General features: G+C 71.3%; 18 protein-coding genes. 6 read left to right on the top strand and 12 right to left on the bottom strand.

All coding sequences use genetic code 11. The features are described from left to right. Window positions 1–90: 90 nt before the first annotated feature. The 6 genes from cobT to OG844_RS39085 all read right to left on the bottom strand — a co-directional run bounded on the left by cobT (window position 91) and on the right by OG844_RS39085 (window position 8,734). Window positions 91–3,588, bottom strand: a complete 3,498-nt coding sequence (gene cobT / locus OG844_RS39110; protein WP_406388704.1) for a nicotinate-nucleotide--dimethylbenzimidazole phosphoribosyltransferase — start codon at window positions 3,586–3,588, stop codon at window positions 91–93. 333 nt (window positions 3,589–3,921) lie between these two features. Beyond that, on the bottom strand, window positions 3,922–5,148 hold the full coding sequence (gene cbiE / locus OG844_RS39105; RefSeq protein WP_406388706.1) for a precorrin-6y C5,15-methyltransferase (decarboxylating) subunit CbiE: 1,227 nt from the start codon (window positions 5,146–5,148) through the stop codon (window positions 3,922–3,924). Window positions 5,149–5,270: 122 nt separating this feature from the next. Then, window positions 5,271–5,957 carry a GNAT family N-acetyltransferase gene (locus OG844_RS39100; protein ID WP_406388708.1) on the bottom strand — a complete coding sequence of 229 codons (687 nt, stop codon included), beginning with the start codon at window positions 5,955–5,957 and terminating at the stop codon, window positions 5,271–5,273. A gap of 102 nt (window positions 5,958–6,059) precedes the next feature. Next, the gene (locus OG844_RS39095; RefSeq protein WP_406388710.1) at window positions 6,060–6,926 is read right to left on the bottom strand and encodes a MetQ/NlpA family ABC transporter substrate-binding protein; all 867 of its coding nucleotides are present in this window, start codon (window positions 6,924–6,926) and stop codon (window positions 6,060–6,062) included. Window positions 6,927–6,995: 69 nt separating this feature from the next. Next, entirely contained in the window at window positions 6,996–7,667 is a 672-nt protein-coding gene (locus OG844_RS39090; protein WP_406388712.1) for a methionine ABC transporter permease, read from the bottom strand. After that, window positions 7,664–8,734 carry a methionine ABC transporter ATP-binding protein gene (locus OG844_RS39085; RefSeq protein WP_406388714.1) on the bottom strand — a complete coding sequence of 357 codons (1,071 nt, stop codon included), beginning with the start codon at window positions 8,732–8,734 and terminating at the stop codon, window positions 7,664–7,666. Before OG844_RS39085 ends, OG844_RS39090 begins: the two co-directional genes overlap by 4 nt. A 612-nt stretch (window positions 8,735–9,346) precedes the next feature. On the opposite strand from OG844_RS39085, the gene OG844_RS39080 reads away from it, so the two are divergent. Both OG844_RS39080 and OG844_RS39075 read left to right on the top strand, forming a co-directional pair. Continuing rightward, window positions 9,347–9,706, top strand: a complete 360-nt coding sequence (locus OG844_RS39080; RefSeq protein WP_406388716.1) for a hypothetical protein — start codon at window positions 9,347–9,349, stop codon at window positions 9,704–9,706. 2 nt (window positions 9,707–9,708) lie between these two features. Next, window positions 9,709–10,161 carry a hypothetical protein gene (locus OG844_RS39075; RefSeq protein ID WP_406388718.1) on the top strand — a complete coding sequence of 151 codons (453 nt, stop codon included), beginning with the start codon at window positions 9,709–9,711 and terminating at the stop codon, window positions 10,159–10,161. A 22-nt stretch (window positions 10,162–10,183) separates the two neighbouring features. Here OG844_RS39075 and OG844_RS39070 read toward each other — a convergent pair whose 3' ends face one another. The 3 genes from OG844_RS39070 to OG844_RS39060 all read right to left on the bottom strand — a co-directional run bounded on the left by OG844_RS39070 (window position 10,184) and on the right by OG844_RS39060 (window position 12,548). Beyond that, complete coding sequence (locus tag OG844_RS39070) at window positions 10,184–10,687, bottom strand: GNAT family N-acetyltransferase (RefSeq protein WP_406388720.1); 504 nt, start codon at window positions 10,685–10,687, stop codon at window positions 10,184–10,186. 46 nt (window positions 10,688–10,733) lie between these two features. Then, window positions 10,734–11,285 carry a sigma-70 family RNA polymerase sigma factor gene (locus OG844_RS39065; RefSeq protein WP_406388722.1) on the bottom strand — a complete coding sequence of 184 codons (552 nt, stop codon included), beginning with the start codon at window positions 11,283–11,285 and terminating at the stop codon, window positions 10,734–10,736. A 93-nt stretch (window positions 11,286–11,378) separates the two neighbouring features. Further along, the gene (locus OG844_RS39060) at window positions 11,379–12,548 is read right to left on the bottom strand and encodes a glycerophosphodiester phosphodiesterase (RefSeq protein ID WP_406388724.1); all 1,170 of its coding nucleotides are present in this window, start codon (window positions 12,546–12,548) and stop codon (window positions 11,379–11,381) included. Between the two features lie 370 nt (window positions 12,549–12,918). Between OG844_RS39060 and OG844_RS39055 the strand changes: the two genes are divergently transcribed. Beyond that, window positions 12,919–13,590 carry a lysophospholipid acyltransferase family protein gene (locus tag OG844_RS39055; protein ID WP_329212861.1) on the top strand — a complete coding sequence of 224 codons (672 nt, stop codon included), beginning with the start codon at window positions 12,919–12,921 and terminating at the stop codon, window positions 13,588–13,590. Window positions 13,591–13,695: 105 nt separating this feature from the next. On the opposite strand, the gene OG844_RS39050 is transcribed toward OG844_RS39055, so the two are convergent. Beyond that, entirely contained in the window at window positions 13,696–15,249 is a 1,554-nt protein-coding gene (locus tag OG844_RS39050) for an MFS transporter (protein ID WP_406388726.1), read from the bottom strand. After that, on the bottom strand, window positions 15,246–15,797 hold the full coding sequence (locus OG844_RS39045) for a TetR/AcrR family transcriptional regulator (protein ID WP_406388728.1): 552 nt from the start codon (window positions 15,795–15,797) through the stop codon (window positions 15,246–15,248). Before OG844_RS39045 ends, OG844_RS39050 begins: the two co-directional genes overlap by 4 nt. A 346-nt stretch (window positions 15,798–16,143) precedes the next feature. On the opposite strand from OG844_RS39045, the gene OG844_RS39040 reads away from it, so the two are divergent. The 3 genes from OG844_RS39040 (at window position 16,144) to OG844_RS39030 (ending at window position 19,160) form a co-directional block, all read left to right on the top strand. Continuing rightward, window positions 16,144–16,302, top strand: coding sequence for a hypothetical protein (locus tag OG844_RS39040; protein ID WP_406388730.1), 159 nt, complete (start codon window positions 16,144–16,146; stop codon window positions 16,300–16,302). A 160-nt stretch (window positions 16,303–16,462) separates the two neighbouring features. Then, a complete protein-coding gene (gene helR / locus OG844_RS39035) occupies window positions 16,463–18,616 on the top strand; it encodes an RNA polymerase recycling motor ATPase HelR (RefSeq protein WP_406388732.1) in 2,154 nt (717 codons plus the stop codon). A 43-nt stretch (window positions 18,617–18,659) separates the two neighbouring features. Next, complete coding sequence (locus OG844_RS39030; protein ID WP_406388734.1) at window positions 18,660–19,160, top strand: hypothetical protein; 501 nt, start codon at window positions 18,660–18,662, stop codon at window positions 19,158–19,160. Between the two features lie 7 nt (window positions 19,161–19,167). Here the strand turns inward: OG844_RS39030 and OG844_RS39025 are convergent, their stop codons facing one another. Further along, window positions 19,168–20,139, bottom strand: a complete 972-nt coding sequence (locus OG844_RS39025) for an aldo/keto reductase (protein ID WP_406388735.1) — start codon at window positions 20,137–20,139, stop codon at window positions 19,168–19,170. Window positions 20,140–20,164 lie beyond the last annotated feature (25 nt).

The raw sequence follows: 20,164 nt of genomic DNA, 5'->3' as shown, positions 1-20,164 counted from the left end.
GGGGCTCCCGCCCGTCCCCGGTCCCCGATCGTGCACCGCACCGCGGTACCGGTCCCACCGGGTGGGACCGGTACCGCGGTGCGGTGCCCGCTACTTCTCCGTGACTCCGGCTGAGTCGAAGGTCGCCACGTCGTGCATCGCGCGCGCCGCGCTCTGCACGATCGGCAGTGCGAGCAGGGCGCCCGTGCCCTCGCCGAGCCTGAGGTCCAGGTCGACCAGCGGGCGCAGGCCCAGCTTGTTGAGGGCGGCGACATGGCCGGGTTCCGCGCTGCGGTGTCCGGCGATGCAGGCGGCGAGCGCCTCGGGGGCGATCGCGCGGGCGACCAGGGCGGCCGCGCCCGCGCTCACACCGTCGAGGATGACGGGTGTGCGGAGCGACGCACCACCCAGCAGGAAACCGGCCATCGCGGCGTGCTCGAGGCCGCCGACGGCAGCCAGCACGCCGATCGGGTCGGCCGGGTCGGGCTGGTGCAGCTCCAGGCCGCGCCGGACCACATCGACCTTGCGGGCGTGCATCTCGTCGTTGATCCCGGTGCCCCGCCCGGTCACCTCCGCCGGGTCCATGCCCGTGTACACGCAGATCAGGGCCGCCGACGCGGTGGTGTTGGCGATGCCCATCTCACCTGTGAGGAGGCCCTTGTTGCCCGCAGCCACGAGGTCCCGCGCGGTCTCGATGCCGACCTCGATCGCCGCGAGGACCTCCTCGCGGGTGAGCGCGGGGCCCGTCGTGAAGTCGGCCGTCCCCGGGCGTACCTTCCGGGGAAGGAGGCCGGGCGTCGAGGGCAGGTCGGAGGCGACTCCGACATCGACCACGCAGACCTCGGCGCCGACCTGGGCCGCGAACGCGTTGCACACGGCTCCGCCGCCGAGGAAGTTGGCGACCATCTGGCCCGTGACCTCCTGCGGCCACGCCGTGACGCCCTGGGCGTGCACCCCGTGGTCACCGGCGAAGATCGCGACGGCGGCGGGCTCCGGGACCGGCGGCGGGCAGACCCGCGAGAGTCCGGACAGCTGGGCGGAGATGATCTCCAGCATGCCGAGCGCGCCTGCGGGCTTCGTCATCCGCTTCTGGCGTTCCCAGGCCTCGCCGAGCGCCTTCGCGTCCAGCGGGCGGATGCTCGCGATGGTGTCCTGCAGCAGGTCGTGCGGCTCCTCGCCCGGCAGGGCACGGCGGCCGTACGTCTCCTCGTGCACGACCCAGGACAGCGGGCGGCGCTTGGACCAGCCCGCCTGCATCAGCTCGGGTTCCTCGGGGAACTCGTCGACGTAACCGACGCAGAGGTACGCGACGACTTCGAGGTGATCGGGCAGGCCCAGGGCACGGACCATCTCACGCTCGTCGAAGAAGCTGACCCAGCCGACTCCGAGGCCCTCGGCGCGGGCGGCGAGCCACAGGTTCTCGACGGCGAGAGCCGAGGAGTACGGGGCCATCTGCGGCTGGGTGTGGCGGCCAAGGGTGTGACGGCCGCCGCGGGTGGGATCCGCGGTGACGACGATGTTCACCGGAGTGTCGAGGATGGCCTCGATCTTCAGTTCCTTGAACTGCTTGGCCCGGCCCTTGGGGAGCGACTTGGCGTACGCCTCCCGCTGGCGCTGAGCCAGTTCGTGCATCGAACGGCGGGTCTCCGCGGAACGGATGACCACGAAGTCCCAGGGCTGGGAGTGACCGACGCTCGGTGCGGTGTGCGCTGCTTCGAGCACACGGAGCAGGACCTCGTGCGGGATGGGGTCGCTGCGGAATCCGTTGCGGATGTCGCGGCGTTCGCGCATGACCTTGAGGACGGCTTCGCGCTCGGCGTCGTCGTAGCCGGGGGCGGGCGGGGTCACGGCCGGCGGTTCGGCGGGCTCGGGGGCCGCGGCGGGAGCGGCCTCGGCGACAACGGTCCCGTCGGGAGCCGCTTCGACGAAGACGGCCCCGGCGGGAGCCGCTTCCGCGGACACGGCCTCGGCCCCGCGGGGCTCGGCGTCCGTCGTCACGGCGTCGGGCTCCGCGCCGCCCGCGAGTTCGGTGGCCGGAGCACCCACGGCAGGGGTCTCCAGGGCGGGAGTCTCGATGATCTCCGGTCCGGTGCCCGGTTCGGCCTCGGCCTCTACGGGGAGTTCGGCCTGCGGTACGGGGACGGGCTCCGCGACGAGCTCGGGCTCGGACTCCACGACGGGTTCCGGAGTCGCGAGCGCGGCCGGCTCGGGGTCCGGCGCGGCAACCGGCTCGGGCTCGGGCGCGCCAACCGGCTCGGCGATCGCGACGGGTTCCGCAACGGGGGCCGGTTCGGCGAAGGTGACCGGCTCGACCGGGGCGACGCCGTCCGGCGCCTCGACCGCCTGCTCGGGCTCGGGGGCCTCCACCGGCACCGGGGCGACGGCCACCGCAGGAGCGGTGGGCTCCGGCGCGGTCGGCGCCACGGGTTCCGGGGCGACCTCGGGCGCGAACGCGACCGGAGCAGCCGGGGCGACCTCGGGCGCGAACGCGACCGGAGCAGCCGGGGCGACAGCGAACGGCTCCTGGTCGACGACCGCGTCGGGCCGGGCCTCCTCGGCCGTCACAGCCCCGGCTTCCGGCTGTACGGGGTCGGGTGCCGGGGCAGCGGGCGTCGGGGCGAGGTGCGGAGTCGTCGGCACGGAGCCTTCCACGGGCACGAACTGCCCCATGGACTCGGCTGCGGCAGTTTCGGCCGGCGCGTCGAGGGGCGTCGTGAGGGGAGTTCCCTCAGCAACCCCGTCAGGAAGACCGGCAATCCCGGTCTGCACCTCCGCCGGCACCTCCGGTGTCGCCTCGGCCACCGGTTCCGGGGCCACTTGTTCCGGGGCGACCTGTTCCGGGGCGACCGTTTCTGCGGGAACGGCAGGTACGGGTTCGGGCCGGAAAGCCTGCTCGGGCGCCTGCGCGCCCCACGGGTCGCCGAGCTGGCGCGGGATCTCGCCCAGCTGCGGGCCCGGCAGCGGGGCCTGGTCGTCCGCCGGGATGTCGAAGTACTCGGGACCCGTCGTCGGCGGCCCGGCGTGCCGTGCGGGCATCGGGCTCTGCGGGGCGCCGGCCGGGCCGCGGTCGGCGAGTGAGCGCACGACGCCGCCGCTCGGCGAACCGCCGTAGGAGGGGGCGTCGCCCGAGGCGGGGCCCCGGTGCAGTGGGCGCCGCGCCGGGGCGGGGGCCTGGGCGGCCACGGGGACCTGGGCGGGGGCCTGCACCGGGGCGGGGGCCGGGATCCGTACCCCGTTGAGGTCGACGGAGCCGGAGTCACGGCCTCCGGACTCGTGGGTGCCGGTCGTGGACGTCTGCGCCTCGGCGGCGTACAGGGGCTGGCCCTGCGCCGGTACATGCGCATGGTGCTGCGACTGGAAGGCGGACTGCTGTCCTGCCGACTGCTCGGGCAGACCCGACGGCGCGGGCGCCGGTGCGGGTGCCGGGGCGGCGGGTGCGTCGCTCCACGCGCCCTGGGGCGCGGGCATCAGCAGAAGGTCTTCGTCCTCGGGTGCGTGCTCGGAGGGGTCGAGGTAGGCGTACGCGTCCGGGGCGGGGATGCCCGGCTGCGCCACCATGCCTGCGTTCTCCGGCAGTCCCTCGCCCGGGATCTGGCCGGTGTCAGTCATGCGTACCCCTCGCCCATCGTCAGTGCTCCTTCGGCCCTTCGCCCGGGATGCCCGAACCACGGCACGCCGGTGCTCGTCAACAAGAACGAGCGGGCTCGCCGCGCGGCACGAAACGCGCGCGGAGCTATACATTCTCGCGGTCGTTCGCCGCCGCGACAGGCAGTTCCGCCACGGCTCGCTGTGGACTGCGCCACGTTGCGCGTCCCCCGGTTTCGCCGTACCACACCGCGGACCAAAACGAGCCACTTTTCCGGACATTGACGAACGAAGCGACGAACGGCCGGGCGCGGTACAACAATCGGTCAGCCTACCTCGCGCTCCGTGGCGAGCACCTCAGGGGGCGAGGTCGGAACGGAGCGCGGAGAGCAGGAACACGACGGACCGTTCGCGCTCGGTCCAGGCAGAGGTGTCGAGTTCGACGGACTGGAGCAGTGCGCACTCGATGGTGTAGCCGTTCTCCGTGAGTGCCGCCCCGAGGGCTTCGGCCTCGTCCCGGGTGGAGGCATGGGTGACGATGCGCTCCGGGCGCCGGGCGGCGACGGCGGTGACCACGGGAACGCCGCCGCCGCCTATCCGTACGACATCGGGCTCAGGCAGGCGTTCGAGAACGTGCGGGGCCCGGCCGTGGACGACCTGGACCGGGACCTGGAAGGTCCTGGCCGCCGCCGTCGTACGGGTACAGGCGTCCGGGTCGCTGTCCACGGCCAGGACCGCCGCACCGAAGCCTGCGGCCTCCACGGCGAGGGCGCCGCCGCCGCAGCCGATGTCCCAGACCAGGTCGCCGGTGCGCGGGCCGAGGCGGGCCAACTGGGCGGCCCGCAGGCCGGGCGACTCGCCCTCGCCGGGCTCCGCCCCGACGGGTCCGTAGGCACCGGCCGGCAGGGCCCAGCCGCGGGCTCCCCGGGGCTGGACCGGCTCGCGGCCGGCGAACCAGGCGCCGGTGGCGGGATTCTCGGGCCCGCCGCCTATGACGATGACCACGTTCGGGTCGCGCCAGGTGTGGTCGGCGGTCTTGTCGGAGGTGAGGACGGTGACCCGTTCGCGTTCGGTACCGAGCTCCTCGCAGATCACGAAGGTGCGGTGGACGCCTTCCATGAGGAGGGCGAGCTCGGCGGGTCCCGCGCCCGGGGAGGTGAGGACGGCGACCTTGTGGTGGGCGCGGCAGACGTTGACCGCGCGGCGCAGGGTGCGCGGGTGGGCCACGACGACCTGGGCGTCGTCCCAGGGCATTCCCGCGCGGGCGAAGGCGGCGGCGACCGAGGAGACGGCGGGGACGACTTCGACCTCGAGGCCGTGCTCGGGTGCGCGCAGGGTGCGTACGACCCCGAAGAAGCCGGGATCGCCGTCGGCGATGACCACGGCGCTGCCACGGTGGCCGGCGATCCTGCGGGCGGCCAGGTCGATGCTGCCGAGGCGGATCCGTTCGGCGCTCCCGGGGACCTCGGGGAGCGCCAGGTGGTGGGCGGCTCCGGCGACGAGCGTGGCGGCCGAGAGCGCGGCCGTGGCCGCTCTGGTCAGTGGCGAGCCGTCCCAGCCGATCACCGTGACCCGGTCGGCCATCGTCGTCAGTCTCCTGGTGTGTCGCAGGCGTGGGCTCTGCGCGGGAGCGGCGGAGCAAGGGTGAGCGTATCCGGTCCGTACCAAGGGCCGGCCAGCGGCTTCCTTGAGCCCGGAGGAGGCCTTCAGTTCCAGTCGTTGTAGGTGCCGTAGCCGCCCGCGTCGGCCAGCTGCTCGGCGACGCCTTCGAGGTCCTCCGGGAGGAGCCCCCAGACGATCAGGTCGGTCCTGATGTCCGTCCAGCCGCCGTCCGTGCCGTTCTCGGTCCGGGTGCGCGCTATCCGTGCGTTGCGCAGCACTCCCTCGCTGATGCAGCCCAGCTTCTGGGCGACCTGCTGGGAGGCGGTGTTGTCGGCGGGCGTGCGCAGCTCGATGCGCTCGAAGCCCTGGTCGCGGAAGAGCCACTCGGCGAGGGCCAGGACGGATTCGGTGGCGTATCCCTCGCCGCGCGCCCAGGGGGCGGTGATGTAGCCGACCTCGGCCGCCAGGGTGCGCCAGTCGGTGTTGAGGAGCCGGACGGAGCCGACGAGGCGCTGGGTGAGGAATTCGGTGACGGCGAAGACGATGCCGTTTCCCTGGGTGCGCTCGGCGGGGGCGATCCTGCGGACCCACCGTTCCGCGTCGACCTGGGTGTAGGGGTGTGGCGCATCGGTCCAGGCGGTGACCAGCTCGTCGTTCATCATTTCGATGTACGCGGGGACGTCCGCCATGTCGAAGGGGCGCAGCACCAACCTGTCCGTGCTGATGGAGATGGACGGGAAGGTGGTATTCATGCGCAGCTCCATGCCGAAGACCGTGTAAAGGCACAGCATGCAGCATCGGGCCGTTGATGTGCATGGCCGGGTCCGCACGGCGGAGCCCCGCACACCCCGGTCGGGGTGTGCGGGGCTCGTGACGCAAGTGGCCCCGGAGGGTCAGGACTTGGCGGGCACTCCGAAGGCCGGGACGATCGAGCCCTGGTAGGTGTCCTCGATGAACTTCTTGACCTCGTCGGAGTTGAGGAGCTTCACGAGCTTCTGGACGCGGGCGTCCTTCTCGTTTCCTTCCTTGACGGCGAGGAAGTTGGCGTACGGGTTGTCGTCGGCGCTCTCCAGCACCAGCGAGTCCTTGCCCGGCTTCAGGTCGGCCTCGATGGCGTAGTTGCCGTTGATGACGGCGGCGTCGACGTCGTTCAGGGCGCGGGGCACGGTTGCGGCCTCCAGCTCCTTGAACTCCAGACCCTTCTTGTCCGTGATGTCGCTGAGCTTGGCGCTGGTTCCGACGCCGTCCTTGAGGGTGATCAGCCCGTTCTCGGCGAGCAGCTGGAGCGCGCGGCCCTCGTTGGTGGTGTCGTTGGGCACGGCGACCGTCTGGCCGGCCTTGATGTCCTTGACGTCCTTGATCTTGCTCGAGTAGAGGCCGAGGGGCTCCAGGTGAACGTTGACGACCGGGACGATGTGCGTCTTCTGCTTCTTGTTGAAGTCGTCCAGGTACGGCTTGTGCTGGAAGAAGTTGGCGTCGACCTGGCCGTTCTCCGTGGCGGTGTTCGGCAGGACGTAGTCGGTGAACTCCTTGACCTCCAGCCTGAGGCCCGCCTCGTCCGCCAGGTTCTCCTTGACGAAGTTCAGGATGTCGGCGTGCGGCGTCGGGGACGCGGCGACGACGAGGGCCTTGGAGGTGTCGGCGCCGGCGCCGGTCTCGCCCTTGGCGGCCGGGTCGGAGTCCGTGCCGCAGGCGCTGAGGCCGAAGGCGAGGGCGGCGGTGGCTGCGGCTGCAGCGGTGATCTTGATGTTCTTACGCACGAAGAGTGCCTCTTTCCGGTGGTGATGGTGGTGCGCCCGGACAAGGAGTTCGGGCTTCTTGGGGAGAAGTCAGGAGGTGGTGCGGCCCCGGCGGGCCAGCAGGCGTACGGCTCCGTCACCGATCAGCTGGATCAGGGTCACGACGACGATCAGCAGCACGACGGTGATGAGCATGAACTGGTTGTCGAAGCGCTGGAATCCGTAGGTGACGGCCTTGGAGCCGAGCCCTTCGCCGCCGACCGCGCCGGCCATCGCGGAGTAGCCGATGAGCACGATGACGGTGGTGGTCACACCGGAGACAATCGAGGGCAGCGCCTGCGGGAGCAGGACCTTGCGGACGATCGTGGGGATGGACCCGCCCATCGACTGGACGGCTTCGACGAGCCCGTGGTCGACCTCGCGGATCGCCGTCTCGACGAGGCGCGCGAAGAACGGGATGGCGCCGACGGCGAGGGGCACGATCATCGCCGACGGGCCGATGAAGGTGCCGACGACCCAGGTGGTGAACGGGATCAGGGCGATCAGCAGGATGATGAAGGGCAGCGAGCGGCCGATGTTCACGATCACGCCGATGACCTTGTTGACCACGGTGTTTTGGAGCAGCCCGCCCTTGTCGGTGAGGACCAGCAGAACGCCGAGCGGCAGTCCGCCGAGGACGGTGACGACCGCGGACCACAGCACCATGTAGAGGGTGTCGATGGTTCCCTGGGTGAGCAGTGGCTGCATTTCGGACCAGGTCACTTCGCCACCTCCTTGGTGAGCGGGGCGGGGGTCTGTGCGGGGATGGCGGTGGTGCCGGCGGGCGCGCTGTCCACGATCTCGGCCTGGAGGCCCTGCTCGCGCAGGAAGCCGATCGGGACGACGTTCTCCTCGAACCGGCCGGGCAGCTCGATGCGCATCCGGCCGATCTGCCGGCCGCCGACGGTGTCCATCGCGGCACCCAGGATCGAGATGTCGACGTTGTACGTACGGGAGAGCTGCGAGATCAGGGGCCGGGCCGCGGCCTCGCCGTGGAAGGTGACGTCGACGACCGTGCAGTCGGGGCCGGAGGCCGTGCCCCCCACGGGGAAGAGCTCGTGGGCCAGCTCCGAACCGGGCGTGGCCAGCAGCGTGCCGACGGTGCCCGACTCGACGATGCGGCCCTTCCTCATCAGCGCGGCCGAGTCGCAGATGGTCTTGACGACGTCCATCTCGTGCGTGATGAGCAGCACGGTGAGGCCGAGCTCCTGGTTGAGGTCGCGCAGCAGTTGCAGGATGGAGCGGGTGGTCTCGGGGTCGAGGGCGGAGGTCGCCTCGTCGGAGAGCAGCACCTTCGGGTCGCCGGCCAGCGCGCGGGCGATGCCGACGCGCTGCTTCTGACCGCCGGAGAGCTGGCCCGGGTAGGCCTTCGCCTTGTCGGCGAGTCCGACGAGGTCGAGGAGCTCGCGGGCCTTGCGGGTGCGTGCCTGGCCGGAGACGCCGAGGATCTCCAGGGGCAGCTCGACGTTACCGAGGACGGTGCGTGAGGCCAGCAGGTTGAAGTGCTGGAAGACCATGCCGATACGGCTGCGCGCCTCGCGCAGTTCCTTGCCGGCCCGCTTGCCGCGGCCCGCGAGGGCGGTGAGGTCCTGGCCGGCCACGGTCACGGTGCCGGCGGTGGGGCGTTCCAGCAGGTTGACGCAGCGGATGAGGGAGGACTTTCCGGCGCCGCTCTGTCCGATGACGCCGTACACCTCGCCTTCGCGGACATGGAGGTCCACGCCGTCCAGGGCCGTGACCTCACGGCCGCGTGACTGGTAGACCTTCGTGAGGCCCGAAGTGGTGATCACAGGGGGGTTCCGTCACTGTCGAGTGCACGGCGCGGTGTCCGCCGGGCACGGGGCATTCGTCTGAAGAGACTGTTCTCGGTGGTCTCGTGGTCGACCGGTGGGAGTCTCGGCACGGCCGGGCCGTCGGTGGGCGGGGGCGCGGCACATGCCCGGGCAGGCTCGATCCGTTGGCTACGGACGGCGCGGGCTCGGTCTCGCTTCGGGGCGCGAGGCTCAGGCGGGGGCCCTCAGAAGGCGCGCATTCGACACATACAACGAGCACCGGGCGTGGTGATCGCCTCGGTCGCAGGGATGCGGCAGCTCGTCGTGGTCATGGGCCCCAGTAAAACAGACGTGCCGTTCCGGAAGATCCAGCTGTCCGGATAGCGGACAGCCGTGGATGGTCGGCCCACGACGCCCGGCCTCCGGTTCCGCGCCCCGTGCGCACCGCTCTGACCTGCGGTGACACGAGGTACGGCATACCCCCTCCACAGTGCCCGGCCCGCCCTTGCCGGGCGCGTGCTGTGGTCAAGGCCACGAAGTCCGGACGCCGCGCCGGTCCGGACGCCGGTGCCCGCCCGAGGGGCCGGGGCCGCACGCGGCGGGTCCTGGAGTCCGTAATACCCTCACTGCATGCTTGACGCCCTGACGGTCGCGGTCGCCGTGACCGCGCTCGCCCTCGCCGCCTGGTGCGGTCACGCCGCCTACCGGGACCAGCCCACGAAGGACTGGCACTTCATCGGGATGGCCGTCGTCTCCGTGCTGGCGCTGGCCCAGCTGCTGGTGGGGATCGTGCAGCTGGCCCGGGGTGAGCGGCCCGACCAGGGCATGACGATCTTCATCGCCTATCTGATCGGCTCCTTCGCGGCCGTGCCCGCGGCGGGCTTCCTGTCGCTGAGCGAGCGGACCCGCTGGGGTTCGGTGACGGTGGCGGCGGGCGCGGTCGTGCTGGCCGTGCTCGAAGTACGGCTCTACGACATCTGGGGAAACTGACCGTGACCGACACCGACCGCACCGGGGACCCCGGCGCTTCCCCCGTACCCGCGGGCCCGAAGCCGCAGTTCGAGCTCGGCACCGGGCCCGGGCGCGTACTCGTCTGGTTCTACGGGGTGTTCACCGTGGCCGCCGCGTCCCGCTCGATCGTCCAGATGATCCTGGACTTCGACAAGGCTCCGTTGGCCTACGTGCTGTCCGCCGTCGCCGCCGTCGTATACGGCTTCATCACGTACTCGCTGGTGCGGGGCGGGGAGAAGGCGCGCAGGGCGGCGCTGGTGTGCTGCGCCGCCGAGCTCGCGGGGGTGCTGGTCATCGGCACCTGGACCTTGCTGGAGCCGTCCGCGTTCCCCGATGCCACGGTGTGGTCGGACTTCGGCATGGGCTACCTGTTCATCCCGGTGATCCTGCCGGTCACCGGGATGATCTGGCTGCGCCGCGCGCGGAACGCCTGACTGTCAGATCCGCCGCGGTCCTTCAGGCACTGGCCACGTAGACCGGTGCGGCAGCGTCCTTCTCCAGCAGGATCAGACGAACGCCGTCCTCGCCGGTGGCGTTGCCCACCCTTGAGTAGCCGGCCTTGCTGTAGAGCCGCAGGTTCGCCTCGCTGCGCTCTCCGGTGTGCAGCCGGAAGCGCCTGGCCGAACGCCCGTCGGCCAGGCCCGATTCCGCGGCGCGCAGCAGACGTGCGCCGAGGCCGTGCCCCTGGAGCCGGGGGTGGACGCAGAGTTTGCCGATGAGGCCGGTGCTGTCCCCGTCGGTGAAGCCGCGTACCGAACCGACGACTTCCTCGCCGAGCCGGGCCACGAAGACCAGGTCCCTGGCGACTTCGCCGCGTACCGATTCGAGGGTCTGGACGAGTGGGTCGATCCGGTAGTTGCCGTAGAGCTCCGCCTCGCTCTGGAAGCAGAGGTACTGAAGCTTGAAGATCTGCTCGACGTCCTGTGCTGTCGCCGCCGAGATGGTCACGCTCATGCCCATGTGTGCATGCCTCCCGCTCACCTGGTCCGCCGGTTGTCTACCGCTCCTATCCCCGCACTTCAGGAGCTACAACCTCCGCCGCGAGCATTCTGCGCAGACATCCAAGGCATCGGGAACGGATCGGGCCCAAGCTTCCCTGTGACATACCCAACTCCCCTGCGATTTCCCGGTAGGTCGGATCGTGGGGAGCGAGTATCGCCGCCAGCAGCCGGGGGCACCGGCCGGGCAGCCGGTCCACCGCCGCACGCAGCACCCGGCGTTCGTCGGCACCCAGGGCGAGGCGCTCCGGGCAGCCGCTCCAGTCTCCCGGCGGCTCGCCCGCTGTGTACGCGCGCTCGCGCCGTGCTCTGCGGCGGGCGCGGCGCACCTCCGCCCGTACGGCGGTGCGGACCCAGCGGGCGGGATCCGCGGGTGCCCCCTGCCCCGCCGGCCGCTCCAGCAGCCGCAGCCACACGGCCTGTTCCAGGTCCGCCGGATCGATCTCGGCGGCCGGGGCCTCGGCCGTCGCCTCCGCGCGCACCAGCGGGAGCAGGGCCCGGACGACAGCGGCCGGGGAGAGCGGGCCCCGGGCCGCGGGAGCTTGATCGAGAAGCGTCATGCCCCGTCAACGCTCCCCGTCCACAGCCGGTTGCCGTGCACGGGGAGCTCCACCCGACCGGGGCATCCCGGCCTGGCCGCTGACGGAGGTGGCTCAGCGGCCGGCGGCGTCCCCGGCGAAGTCGGCCGCCGCGAGCAGCGCGGTGTCCGGGTTGTCCGAGAAGACCCCGTCGATGCCGGCCTGGAAGTACGTACGGAGGGCGCCGAAGGCGTCGCCGTACGCGTTCGGGTCCGTGCCGCGCCGGAAGTCCGCCGGCAGGAAGGAGTTCTCGTTGCGCATCGTGTACGGGTGCAGGATCAGGCCGCGCGCGTGCGCGTCCCGGACCAGGGTGGTCGGTGTGGTGAGCCGGCCCGCCGAGTCCTTGGGGATGACCAGGTCCAGCGTCGGGCCTATGCCCTGCGCGAAGGACGCGATCCACGTCAGCCCGGCGGGCTTCACGAGGTCGGCGACGGTACGCGGGTCGCCCGCCTCGACGAAGTCCCAGGGCCGCTCCTTCGGTCCGGACAGCAGGACGACGCGCGGTGTGGCGACGAGCTTCGACAGCCGCTGCACGGAGGTCGGTTCGAAGGACTGCAGGATCAGCGGGGAGTGCGCGCGGTGCCGGTTGTGGCGGCGCAGCAGCCGGGCCAGCGGCTCCTCGAGACCGAGCCCGAGGCTCCGGAAGTACGTGGGGTGCTTGGTCTCGACGTACAGCCAGACGGGCTTGCCGCGCCGGCGTCCTTCCTTGTCTGCCCAGCGCAGGACCTCCTCGAAGGTGGGGATCTCCCAGCGGCCGTCGTAGAGGGTGTTCTCCTGGCGGGTGCCGGGGATCCGCTCCTTGGCGCGCAGCGTCTTCAGTTCGGCGAGGGTGAAGTCCTCGGTGAACCAGCCGGTGAGGGAGACCCCGTCGACCGTCCTGGTCGTCCTGCGGCCCGCGAACTCGGGGTGGTCCGCGACGTCCGTCGTGCCGGTGATGTCGTTCTCGTGTCGGCAGACGAGATGGCCGTCCTTGGTCGGCACCAGATCCTGCTCGACGATGTGCGCGCCCATGTCCAGGGCCAGCTGGTAGGAGCCGAGGGTGTGCTCGGGCCGGTAGCCGCTGGCGCCGCGGTGGCCGATGACGGTCGGCACGGGCAGGTCCCGGTAGGAGCCGTGGCCGCCGCCCTGTGCGGCCCGGCCGTGCTCGGCCGCGTTCGCCGTACCGATCGGTCCGAGGGCTGCCGTACCGAGGACGGCCGCTCCCAGCAGTGTCCGCCGGCCGGGACCCTGCGCACGCTCTGTCATGTGTACTCCTCGCATGTGATGTCCGGCACCTGTCGAGCCGGGGTCTTCCGCTTGGAACAGGCCGGATCGGGCCGGGGTCCGGTGCCGTGGATCGCGGGGCGGAGGCGCTGCCCGACGACCAGGAGACGGGGTAAAGCCGCACGCGAGCCCGGCCCCATCCGTACGAGAGGCTCGAGTGGCTTGATCGTAGGCAGCTACGCCATCGGTGGGGCGGCACGTGGACGAACATGGCGGAAACACACGTCAACACTGCGTATCCACTCGGTGAACCCGATGTGCGATTCGGGGGTACCCACGAGTATCGTCCTCACCTGCACAGACCCTTAAAATTCCCGACCCGGCCGGCCCGGCCACAACACCGGAGGATGCGTTGTCCCGACTCACGGTCATCAAGGCAGTGCTCGGACCGATCCTGCGCCTGATGTTCCGCCCCCAGGTGGAAGGCGCCAAGAACATTCCGGGGACCGGGCCGGTGATTCTCGCGGGCAACCATCTGACGTTCATCGACTCGATGATCATGCCGATCTGCTGCGACCGGCCGGTGTTCTACATCGGCAAGGACGAGTACGTCACCGGCAAGGGCCTCAAGGGCCGTCTGATGGCCTGGTTCTTCACGGGCTGCGGAATGATCCCGGTCGACCGGGACGGGGGCCGCGGAGGCGTCGCCGCCCTCATGACGGGCCGCCGGGTGCTGGACGGGGGCAACGCCTTCGCCATCTACCCGGAGGGCACCCGCTCCCCCGACGGCCGGCTCTACCGGGGCCGTACGGGCATCGCGAGGCTGACGCTGATGACGGGTGCGCCGGTGGTGCCGTTCGCGATGATCGGCACGGACAAGCTGCAGCCGGGCGGCGCCGGGCTGCCCCGGCCGGGCAAGGTGACGGTCCGGTTCGGTGAGCCGATGGAGTTCTCGCGCTACGAGGGCATGGACCGCGACCGCTATGTGCTGCGGGCGGTGACGGACTCGGTGATGGCCGAGGTGATGCGGCTGTCCGGCCAGGAGTACGTCGACATGTACGCAACGAAGGCCAAGGCCGCCTGACCCGGCCGCGCCCGGCGTGAAAGGGCCCGTACCTCCGGATGGCGGGGGTACGGGCCCTTTCGTGTGTCCGCCGCTCGGGTGGACCCTGTGGCCGGCGTGAAGGCCCTACGGCCTGCCGTCCGGCACGATGCCTTCCTCCAGCTTCTGGCCGCGCAGCAGGTACCACGCGGATACGGCGGTCGCCAGGAGCACCGCGGCGCCGACGCCAGCGGCGACCCTCAGCCCGTTGACGAACGCCTCCTGCGCGGCCCAGACCAGTGCCTCCGCCTGCTGGGCGGGTAGTGCCTCGGCCGATTCCACGGCACCGCCGAGTGATTCGTGGGCCGCCGCGGAGGTGTCCGCCGGGACTCCCTCCGGTGTGGCGAAGCCCTGGTAGACGCTGGTGACGATGGAGCCGAGCAGCGCGATACCGAGGGCCGCGCCGAGCTCGTACGCCGTCTCGGAGACGGCGGACGCGGAGCCGGCATGCTCATGGGGGACGCTGGAAAGGATGACGTCGGCGGTGACGGTGAAGGAGAATCCGGCGCCGACGCCGACCACCAGGAGCAGAGCTCCGATCAGCGGATACGCGGTCTCCTTGTGGATGAGGGTGACCACCGCGAGCGACAGCCCGATCGCCGCCAGCCCGCCCGCGACGACGGACCGGACCGAGAAGCGGCGGGCCGCCCGGCCCGCCAGCAGCCCCGCGGTCACCGCGCCGATCGCCGCGGGCAGTTCGGCGAGCCCGGCCTCCAGCGGGCTGCGCCCCTGAACCAGCTGCAGGAACTGGGAGAGGAAGAAGACCAGTCCGGACAGGCCGAGGATGGTCAGCAGGTCGGCGACGACCGCGCCCGAGAAGCCCCGGTGGTGGAAGAGCCGCATGTCCAGCAGGGGTGCGGGGAGCCGGAACTGCCGCCGTACGAACCAGACGAGCGCGAGCACACCCACCACGGCTGCGAGAGCCACGGCCCAGCTGATGCCGTGCGCCGCCAGGTCCTTGATGGCGTACACGACGCCGACCATGCCGATGAGGGAGAGCCCCACGCTGGGCACGTCCCACGGCCCCGGCGCCGGGTCCTTCGACTCGGGGATCATCTTGATGCCCACGGCCACGAGGACCGCCATCACCGGCAGGTTGATCAGGAAGACCGAGCCCCACCAGAAGTGCTCGAGGAGGACACCGCCGATGACGGGGCCGACCGCCGCGCCCGCGGAGGCCATGGCACCCCAGATGCCGATGGCGAAGCTTCGCTCGCGCGGATCGTGGAAGAGGTTCCGGATCAGGGCGAGCGTGGACGGCATCAGGGTGGCTCCCGCGACACCCAGCAGCGCCCGGGCCAGGATCATCATCTCGGCGCTGTTCGCATACGCGTTGAGCACGGAGACCGCGCCGAAGGCGGCGGCCCCGGTCAGCAGGAGCTTCTTGCGGCCGATGCGGTCGCCGAGGCTGCCCATGGAGACGAGGAGTCCGGCGATGACGAAGGAGTAGACGTCGCCGATCCAGAGCAACTGGGTCGCCGTCGGTTCGAGGTCCTCACTGAGGAACGGGGTGGCGAGGCCGAGGACAGTGGCGTCGACGGCCACCAGCAGGACGGCGAGGACGAGGACCGCGAGGGCGATCCACCGCCCCGGGTGGTACGGGTCGCCCGAGATGCCGGGGCGGTGCTCGGTGCTGGTCATTTCTCCACGCTCCGGCGTGCTCCGCCGAGCAGCAACTCGACGATCATGTACTGGAAGTCCTGTCCGGCGACGCGCCCGGCCTGTACGGCCCACGCGCCGGTGCCGATGAGCCCGTACAGGGCCTCGGTCAGCCAGGCCGGTGTGAGGTCGATCCGGAACTCGCCGCGCTCCTGGCCGCGCCGGAAGAAGGCGGAGACGCGGGCGTCGAGCCGGTTCCAGCCCTCGTTCACCTGATCGCCCTCGAAGAGCTGGTTCTCGTTGACGAGGAAGGACAGCAGCCCGGCAGCGGGCTCGACGGCGGCGACGAGGCGCCGCAGGCCTTCCTCGGCGGTTCCCTCGTCGAGCTCGGCGGTGTCGAGTGCGGCCTCGAATTCCTGGATGCCGAGGTTCTCCAATGCCCTGACCAGCGCATCCCGTCCGGCAAAGTGGCGGTGCAGGGTGGCGCGGCCGATGCCTGCGGCCTTGGCGACCTCGTCCATGGTGGCGGTGGATCTACGGGTCAGCAGTGCGGCGGCGCTGCGCAGCACCTGCTCACGGTCGAGAGTCATGAGACGACACTAACCCAAATGAGACATGGACGTCTCATAGCGAGGCCGGGTCGTGTCGCAGCCCGCGGCGGTACGGGTCATCATGAACGACTTCTGGATCCGCGGCCGCATCCGTGGGCCGACGGGAGATTCTCCTGAGCCGCGGCACCGGCGTACGCTCGTAGGCTGCACACCGCGGATGTACGAGGAGGCTGTCCGTCCGGAGCGGACGGCAGAGGGAAAAGAGGAGCACCCACTCCTTTCCACTCTCAACATATAGCGCACGGGGGGCCTTGCGGCAAGGCCCCGGTCATGCCGCAGAATCATCCGCCGAAGCCACTACCTGCGGAAATGAGGGAGCAACGACGTGCGCGCGTTGTCGTCTGCGTATGGACCGGGCGGGGAGGCCGAACCGCTGATGGGACTCGCGGTGACGGCCATCCGGGCCGACGCACCTCCGGTGGTGGTGACCCGGCCGTACTGGGCCGGACGGGTGGCCGACGAACGACACCCCGTGTCCGCGTGAGCCACGCGGGAACGCCGGCCCGGAAACCCGGAAGCACAGAGCACGAGACCTCAACACCCCTGGTGGCCGATGCCCGCCACGGACACCAGATTCTTCACGCCGGTCCAGGCACCTTGCTGCGCGCAACGGTTGCAAGCGACCTCAGATCGGAGCCAACGCCGTGAACCCGCTGACCACCAGCGCATTCGACCTTCCCGACCGCCTCTCCCCCAAGGCCGACCCGGCACTGATCGCCGGCGACGAGCGGCACTTCGCGGCCATCGCGGAGTGCCTCGAGCAGTCGATCGCCGAACTGTCCGACCGCCTCGCCGCCGAACGAAGGACCCCCGGCGGCATCGGCCGGCAGGCCATGGACCGGGACAGCGAAATCCACCGGCTGACCGCTCGTCTGCGCACACTGCGTCGCTTCGGCATGGACCTGTGCCTCGGGCACATGGTCGGTGCGGACACCTCCGAGCCGGTCTACGTCGGACGTCTGGGCCTGACGGACAGCTCGGGCCGCCGGCTGCTGCTCGACTGGCGCTCACCCGCGGCCGAGCCGTTCTTCGGGGCCACCCACGGCAACCCGATGGGTCTGGCGAGCCGCCGCAGGTACCGCTGGACACGCGGCCGCATCAGCGACTACTGGGACGAGGTGTTCACCCCGGACGGCTTCGCCGGGCACGCCGCGCTCGACGACCAGTCCGCCTTCATCGCCAGCCTGGGCAGCAACAGGTCGCCCAAGATGCGGGATGTGCTCGGCACCATCCAGGCCGACCAGGACGCCATCATCCGCGCGGGATCACGTGGCGCCCTCGTCGTCGACGGCGGTCCGGGCACGGGGAAGACCGTCGTCGCGCTGCACCGCTCCGCCTACCTCCTCTACTCCGACCCCCGCCTCGGTCACCGCCGGGGCGGCGTCCTGTTCGTCGGTCCGCACCAGCCCTACCTCGGCTACGTCGCCGACGTCCTGCCCAGCCTCGGGGAGGAGGGCGTACAGACCTGCACCCTGCGGGATCTCGTCACCGAGGGAGCCGCGGCGGCCGTGGAGACCGACCCGGAGGTGGCCCGCCTGAAGTCGTCCGCGAACCTGGTGAAGGCGGTGGAGGCGGCCGTCAGCTTCTACGAGGAGCCGCCGACCGAGGGGATGACGGTCACGACCCAGTGGTCCGACATCCGGCTGAGCGCCGCCGACTGGGCCGTGGCGTTCGAAGCAGCAGGACCCGGTGCCCCGCACAACGAGGCGCGCGACCAGGTCTGGGAGGAACTGCTCACGATCCTGATGGACAAGTACGAGGGCGAAGGCTCGGAGTACTTGCTGCGCAAGTCGCTGCTGCGGAACAGGGACCTGCTCACGGCCTTCGACCGGGCGTGGCCGCTGCTCGAAGCGGCCGACCTCGTCGGAGACCTGTGGTCGGTACCCGCCTACCTGCGCAAGTGCGCTCCCTGGCTCGGCCCCGATGACATCAAGCGTCTGCAGCGCCGCGACGCCCAGGCCTGGACCGTGTCCGACCTGCCGATCCTGGACGCGGCTCGACAGCGGGTCGGGGACCCCGAGGCGGCGCGGCGCAGGCGTCGGAACGAGGCCGCTGTCGCCGACGAGCGCGAGCGCAGGGCCGAGTCCATCACCAGCATGATGCAGAACATGGTGATCGACGAGAGCGAAGGCGCGCTGGGGATGCTGCACGGCCGGGACCTGCAGGACTCCCTGATCGACGAGAGCGCACTGCAGGGCACCGAACCGGACCTGCTCGCCGGCCCGTTCGCCCACGTCGTCGTGGACGAGGCCCAGGAACTGACCGACGCGGAGTGGCAGATGCTGCTGCTCCGGTGCCCGTCCCGCAGCTTCACCATCGTCGGGGACCGCGCCCAGGCCAGGCACGGGTTCACGGAGTCGTGGCAGGAACGTCTCGAGCGGGTCGGGATCGACCGGATCAACCTGGCCTCACTGAGCATCAACTACCGGACGCCGGAGGAGATCATGGCGGAGGCCGAGCCGGTCATCCGGGCCGTGCTCCCGGACGCCAATGTTCCGGCCTCCATCCGCAGCAGCAACGTTCCCGTCGTGCACGGGTCCGCTTCGGAACTGAGCTCGGTCCTCGACACCTGGCTCGCCGAGCATGCGGACGGGATCGCCTGCGTCATCGGCGATCCGGCATTCCGCTCGACGTCCCGCGTCCGGTCGCTGACCCCGGAGCTGTCGAAGGGGCTCGAGTTCGACCTGGTCGTCCTCGTCGACCCGGAGGAGTTCGGCGAGGGCGTCGAAGGGGCGGTCGACCGCTATGTCGCGATGACCCGGGCGACCCAGCAGCTCGTCATCCTCACGAGCTCCTGACGCCTTCCACCCTGTCGGGCGGGGACAGGGGCACCATGAGGCGATGAAGCCGCTGCTGCTGATCGACATCGACGGCCCGCTCAATCCGTACATGGCGCTGTCCCGCCGCGGGGCGCCCGAGGGCTACCGGCGGCACACCATGCGGCCGACGGGGTGGACGGCGGGGCCGGCGCTGCCGGTCCTGCTCAACCCGGAGCACGGCGACGAACTGCTGGCCCTCACCGACCGGTACGAACTCGTCTGGGCGACCACCTGGAAGGACGAGGCCAACGAGTGGATCGGCCCGCACCTCGGGCTGCCCCCGCTGCCGTACATCGACTGGCCCGCGATGCACGGTGCCACCGCGGACGGGACGTACTGGAAGACGCGGTACGTCGTCGAGTACGCGGCCGGGAGGCCGTTCGCCTGGGTCGACGACGAGATCACGGATCTCGACACGGGCTGGGTGGCGGGACACCACCCGGGGCGGGCGCTGCTGCGTCCGGTGGATCCCCGGGTGGGGCTGGTGCGGGCGGACTTCGACGCACTCGCCGCCTGGGCGTGATGCCGGCTCAGCTCCAGGGCAGCGAGGAGCGGTGCCGCCAGTACGCCTCCGGCTCCTCCACCAGGGCGTCGAGCCGGTCCAGCCGGTCCGCGTCCAGGTCGAGGAGGGGGGCGTGCAGATTGCCGGCGAGCTGGGTGACGGTGGCCGCTCCTGACAGCACGACGCCCGCCCACGGCCGGTGGAGCACGAAGGCCAGGGCGGCGGCGTCCGCGCCCAGTTCGGCCTCGGCGGCGATCTCCCGGACGACGGCGGGAGCCTCGGTCCCGGCGAGCCTGCCGTTGGCCATGGCCTCCTTGACGATGACGGTGAGCCCGGCGTCGTGCGCCTCGGCGAGCGCCGGCTCCGCGGAGGTCTCCAGCGCGTTGTACGTGGCCTGGACGGTGCGGAAGAGGGGCTCGCCGTCCACCGTGACGGCAAGGGCGGCCCGGATGGCGTCGGCCTGGGCGGGGCCGCTGGTGGAGAGACCGACGGTGGTGCCCTCCGCGGCCAGCGCGGCCAGGCGCGCGTGCAGGTCCTTGTCGCTCAGTGCCGGGCTGTCGGCGGTCACCGAGTGGATCTGGTAGAGGTCGAGCCGTTCGCCGAGCAGTCCGGCCGTTTCGGCGCGCTGGCGTTCGAACGTGGCGAGGCTGTGGTCCTTGACCTCGTGCGCTTCGGCGTCGACGCGCCAGTCGGCGGTGTAGGTGTAGCCCCACTTGCTGCCGATGACCACGTCCGTCACCTCGGGCCGCGCGGTCAGCCAGTCGGCGAGGAACTCCTCGGAACGGCCGTAGGAGCGGGCCGCGTCGAAGTACCGGACGCCCTGCGCGTAGGCGGCGTCCAGGAGGTCGTGGGTGCGGGAGCGCAGCGCGTCCGCGCTGCGGTCTGCGGGCAGGTCCCGGTCCCGGTGCAGATTGATGTAACCGGGCCTGCCGACAGCGGCCAGGCCCAGCCCGATGTGGGCGGTCGGGGTGGTCGCTCGGTTCAGGCGGGCGAAGGGCATCGCGGACTCCTCCTGGTCGGTTTCA

The sequence above is a fragment of the Streptomyces sp. NBC_00887 genome (assembly GCF_045207585.1).
The sequence above is the reverse complement of the archived record's forward strand: the minus strand, read 5'-3'. Positions and strand labels throughout refer to the sequence as shown.

Excerpts from the sequence above, each read along its gene's own strand:
- cobT (WP_406388704.1), bottom strand. The coding sequence starts at position 3,588 with ATGACTGACACCGGCCAGATCCCGGGCGAGGGACTGCCGGAGAACGCA.
- cbiE (WP_406388706.1), bottom strand. The coding sequence starts at position 5,148 with ATGGCCGACCGGGTCACGGTGATCGGCTGGGACGGCTCGCCACTGACC.
- OG844_RS39100 (WP_406388708.1), bottom strand. The coding sequence starts at position 5,957 with ATGCTGTGCCTTTACACGGTCTTCGGCATGGAGCTGCGCATGAATACC.
- OG844_RS39080 (WP_406388716.1), top strand. The coding sequence starts at position 9,347 with ATGCTTGACGCCCTGACGGTCGCGGTCGCCGTGACCGCGCTCGCCCTC.
- OG844_RS39070 (WP_406388720.1), bottom strand. The coding sequence starts at position 10,687 with ATGGGCATGAGCGTGACCATCTCGGCGGCGACAGCACAGGACGTCGAG.
- OG844_RS39065 (WP_406388722.1), bottom strand. The coding sequence starts at position 11,285 with ATGACGCTTCTCGATCAAGCTCCCGCGGCCCGGGGCCCGCTCTCCCCG.
- OG844_RS39060 (WP_406388724.1), bottom strand. The coding sequence starts at position 12,548 with ATGACAGAGCGTGCGCAGGGTCCCGGCCGGCGGACACTGCTGGGAGCG.
- OG844_RS39050 (WP_406388726.1), bottom strand. The coding sequence starts at position 15,249 with ATGACCAGCACCGAGCACCGCCCCGGCATCTCGGGCGACCCGTACCAC.
- OG844_RS39045 (WP_406388728.1), bottom strand. The coding sequence starts at position 15,797 with ATGACTCTCGACCGTGAGCAGGTGCTGCGCAGCGCCGCCGCACTGCTG.
- OG844_RS39030 (WP_406388734.1), top strand. The coding sequence starts at position 18,660 with ATGAAGCCGCTGCTGCTGATCGACATCGACGGCCCGCTCAATCCGTAC.
- OG844_RS39025 (WP_406388735.1), bottom strand. The coding sequence starts at position 20,139 with ATGCCCTTCGCCCGCCTGAACCGAGCGACCACCCCGACCGCCCACATC.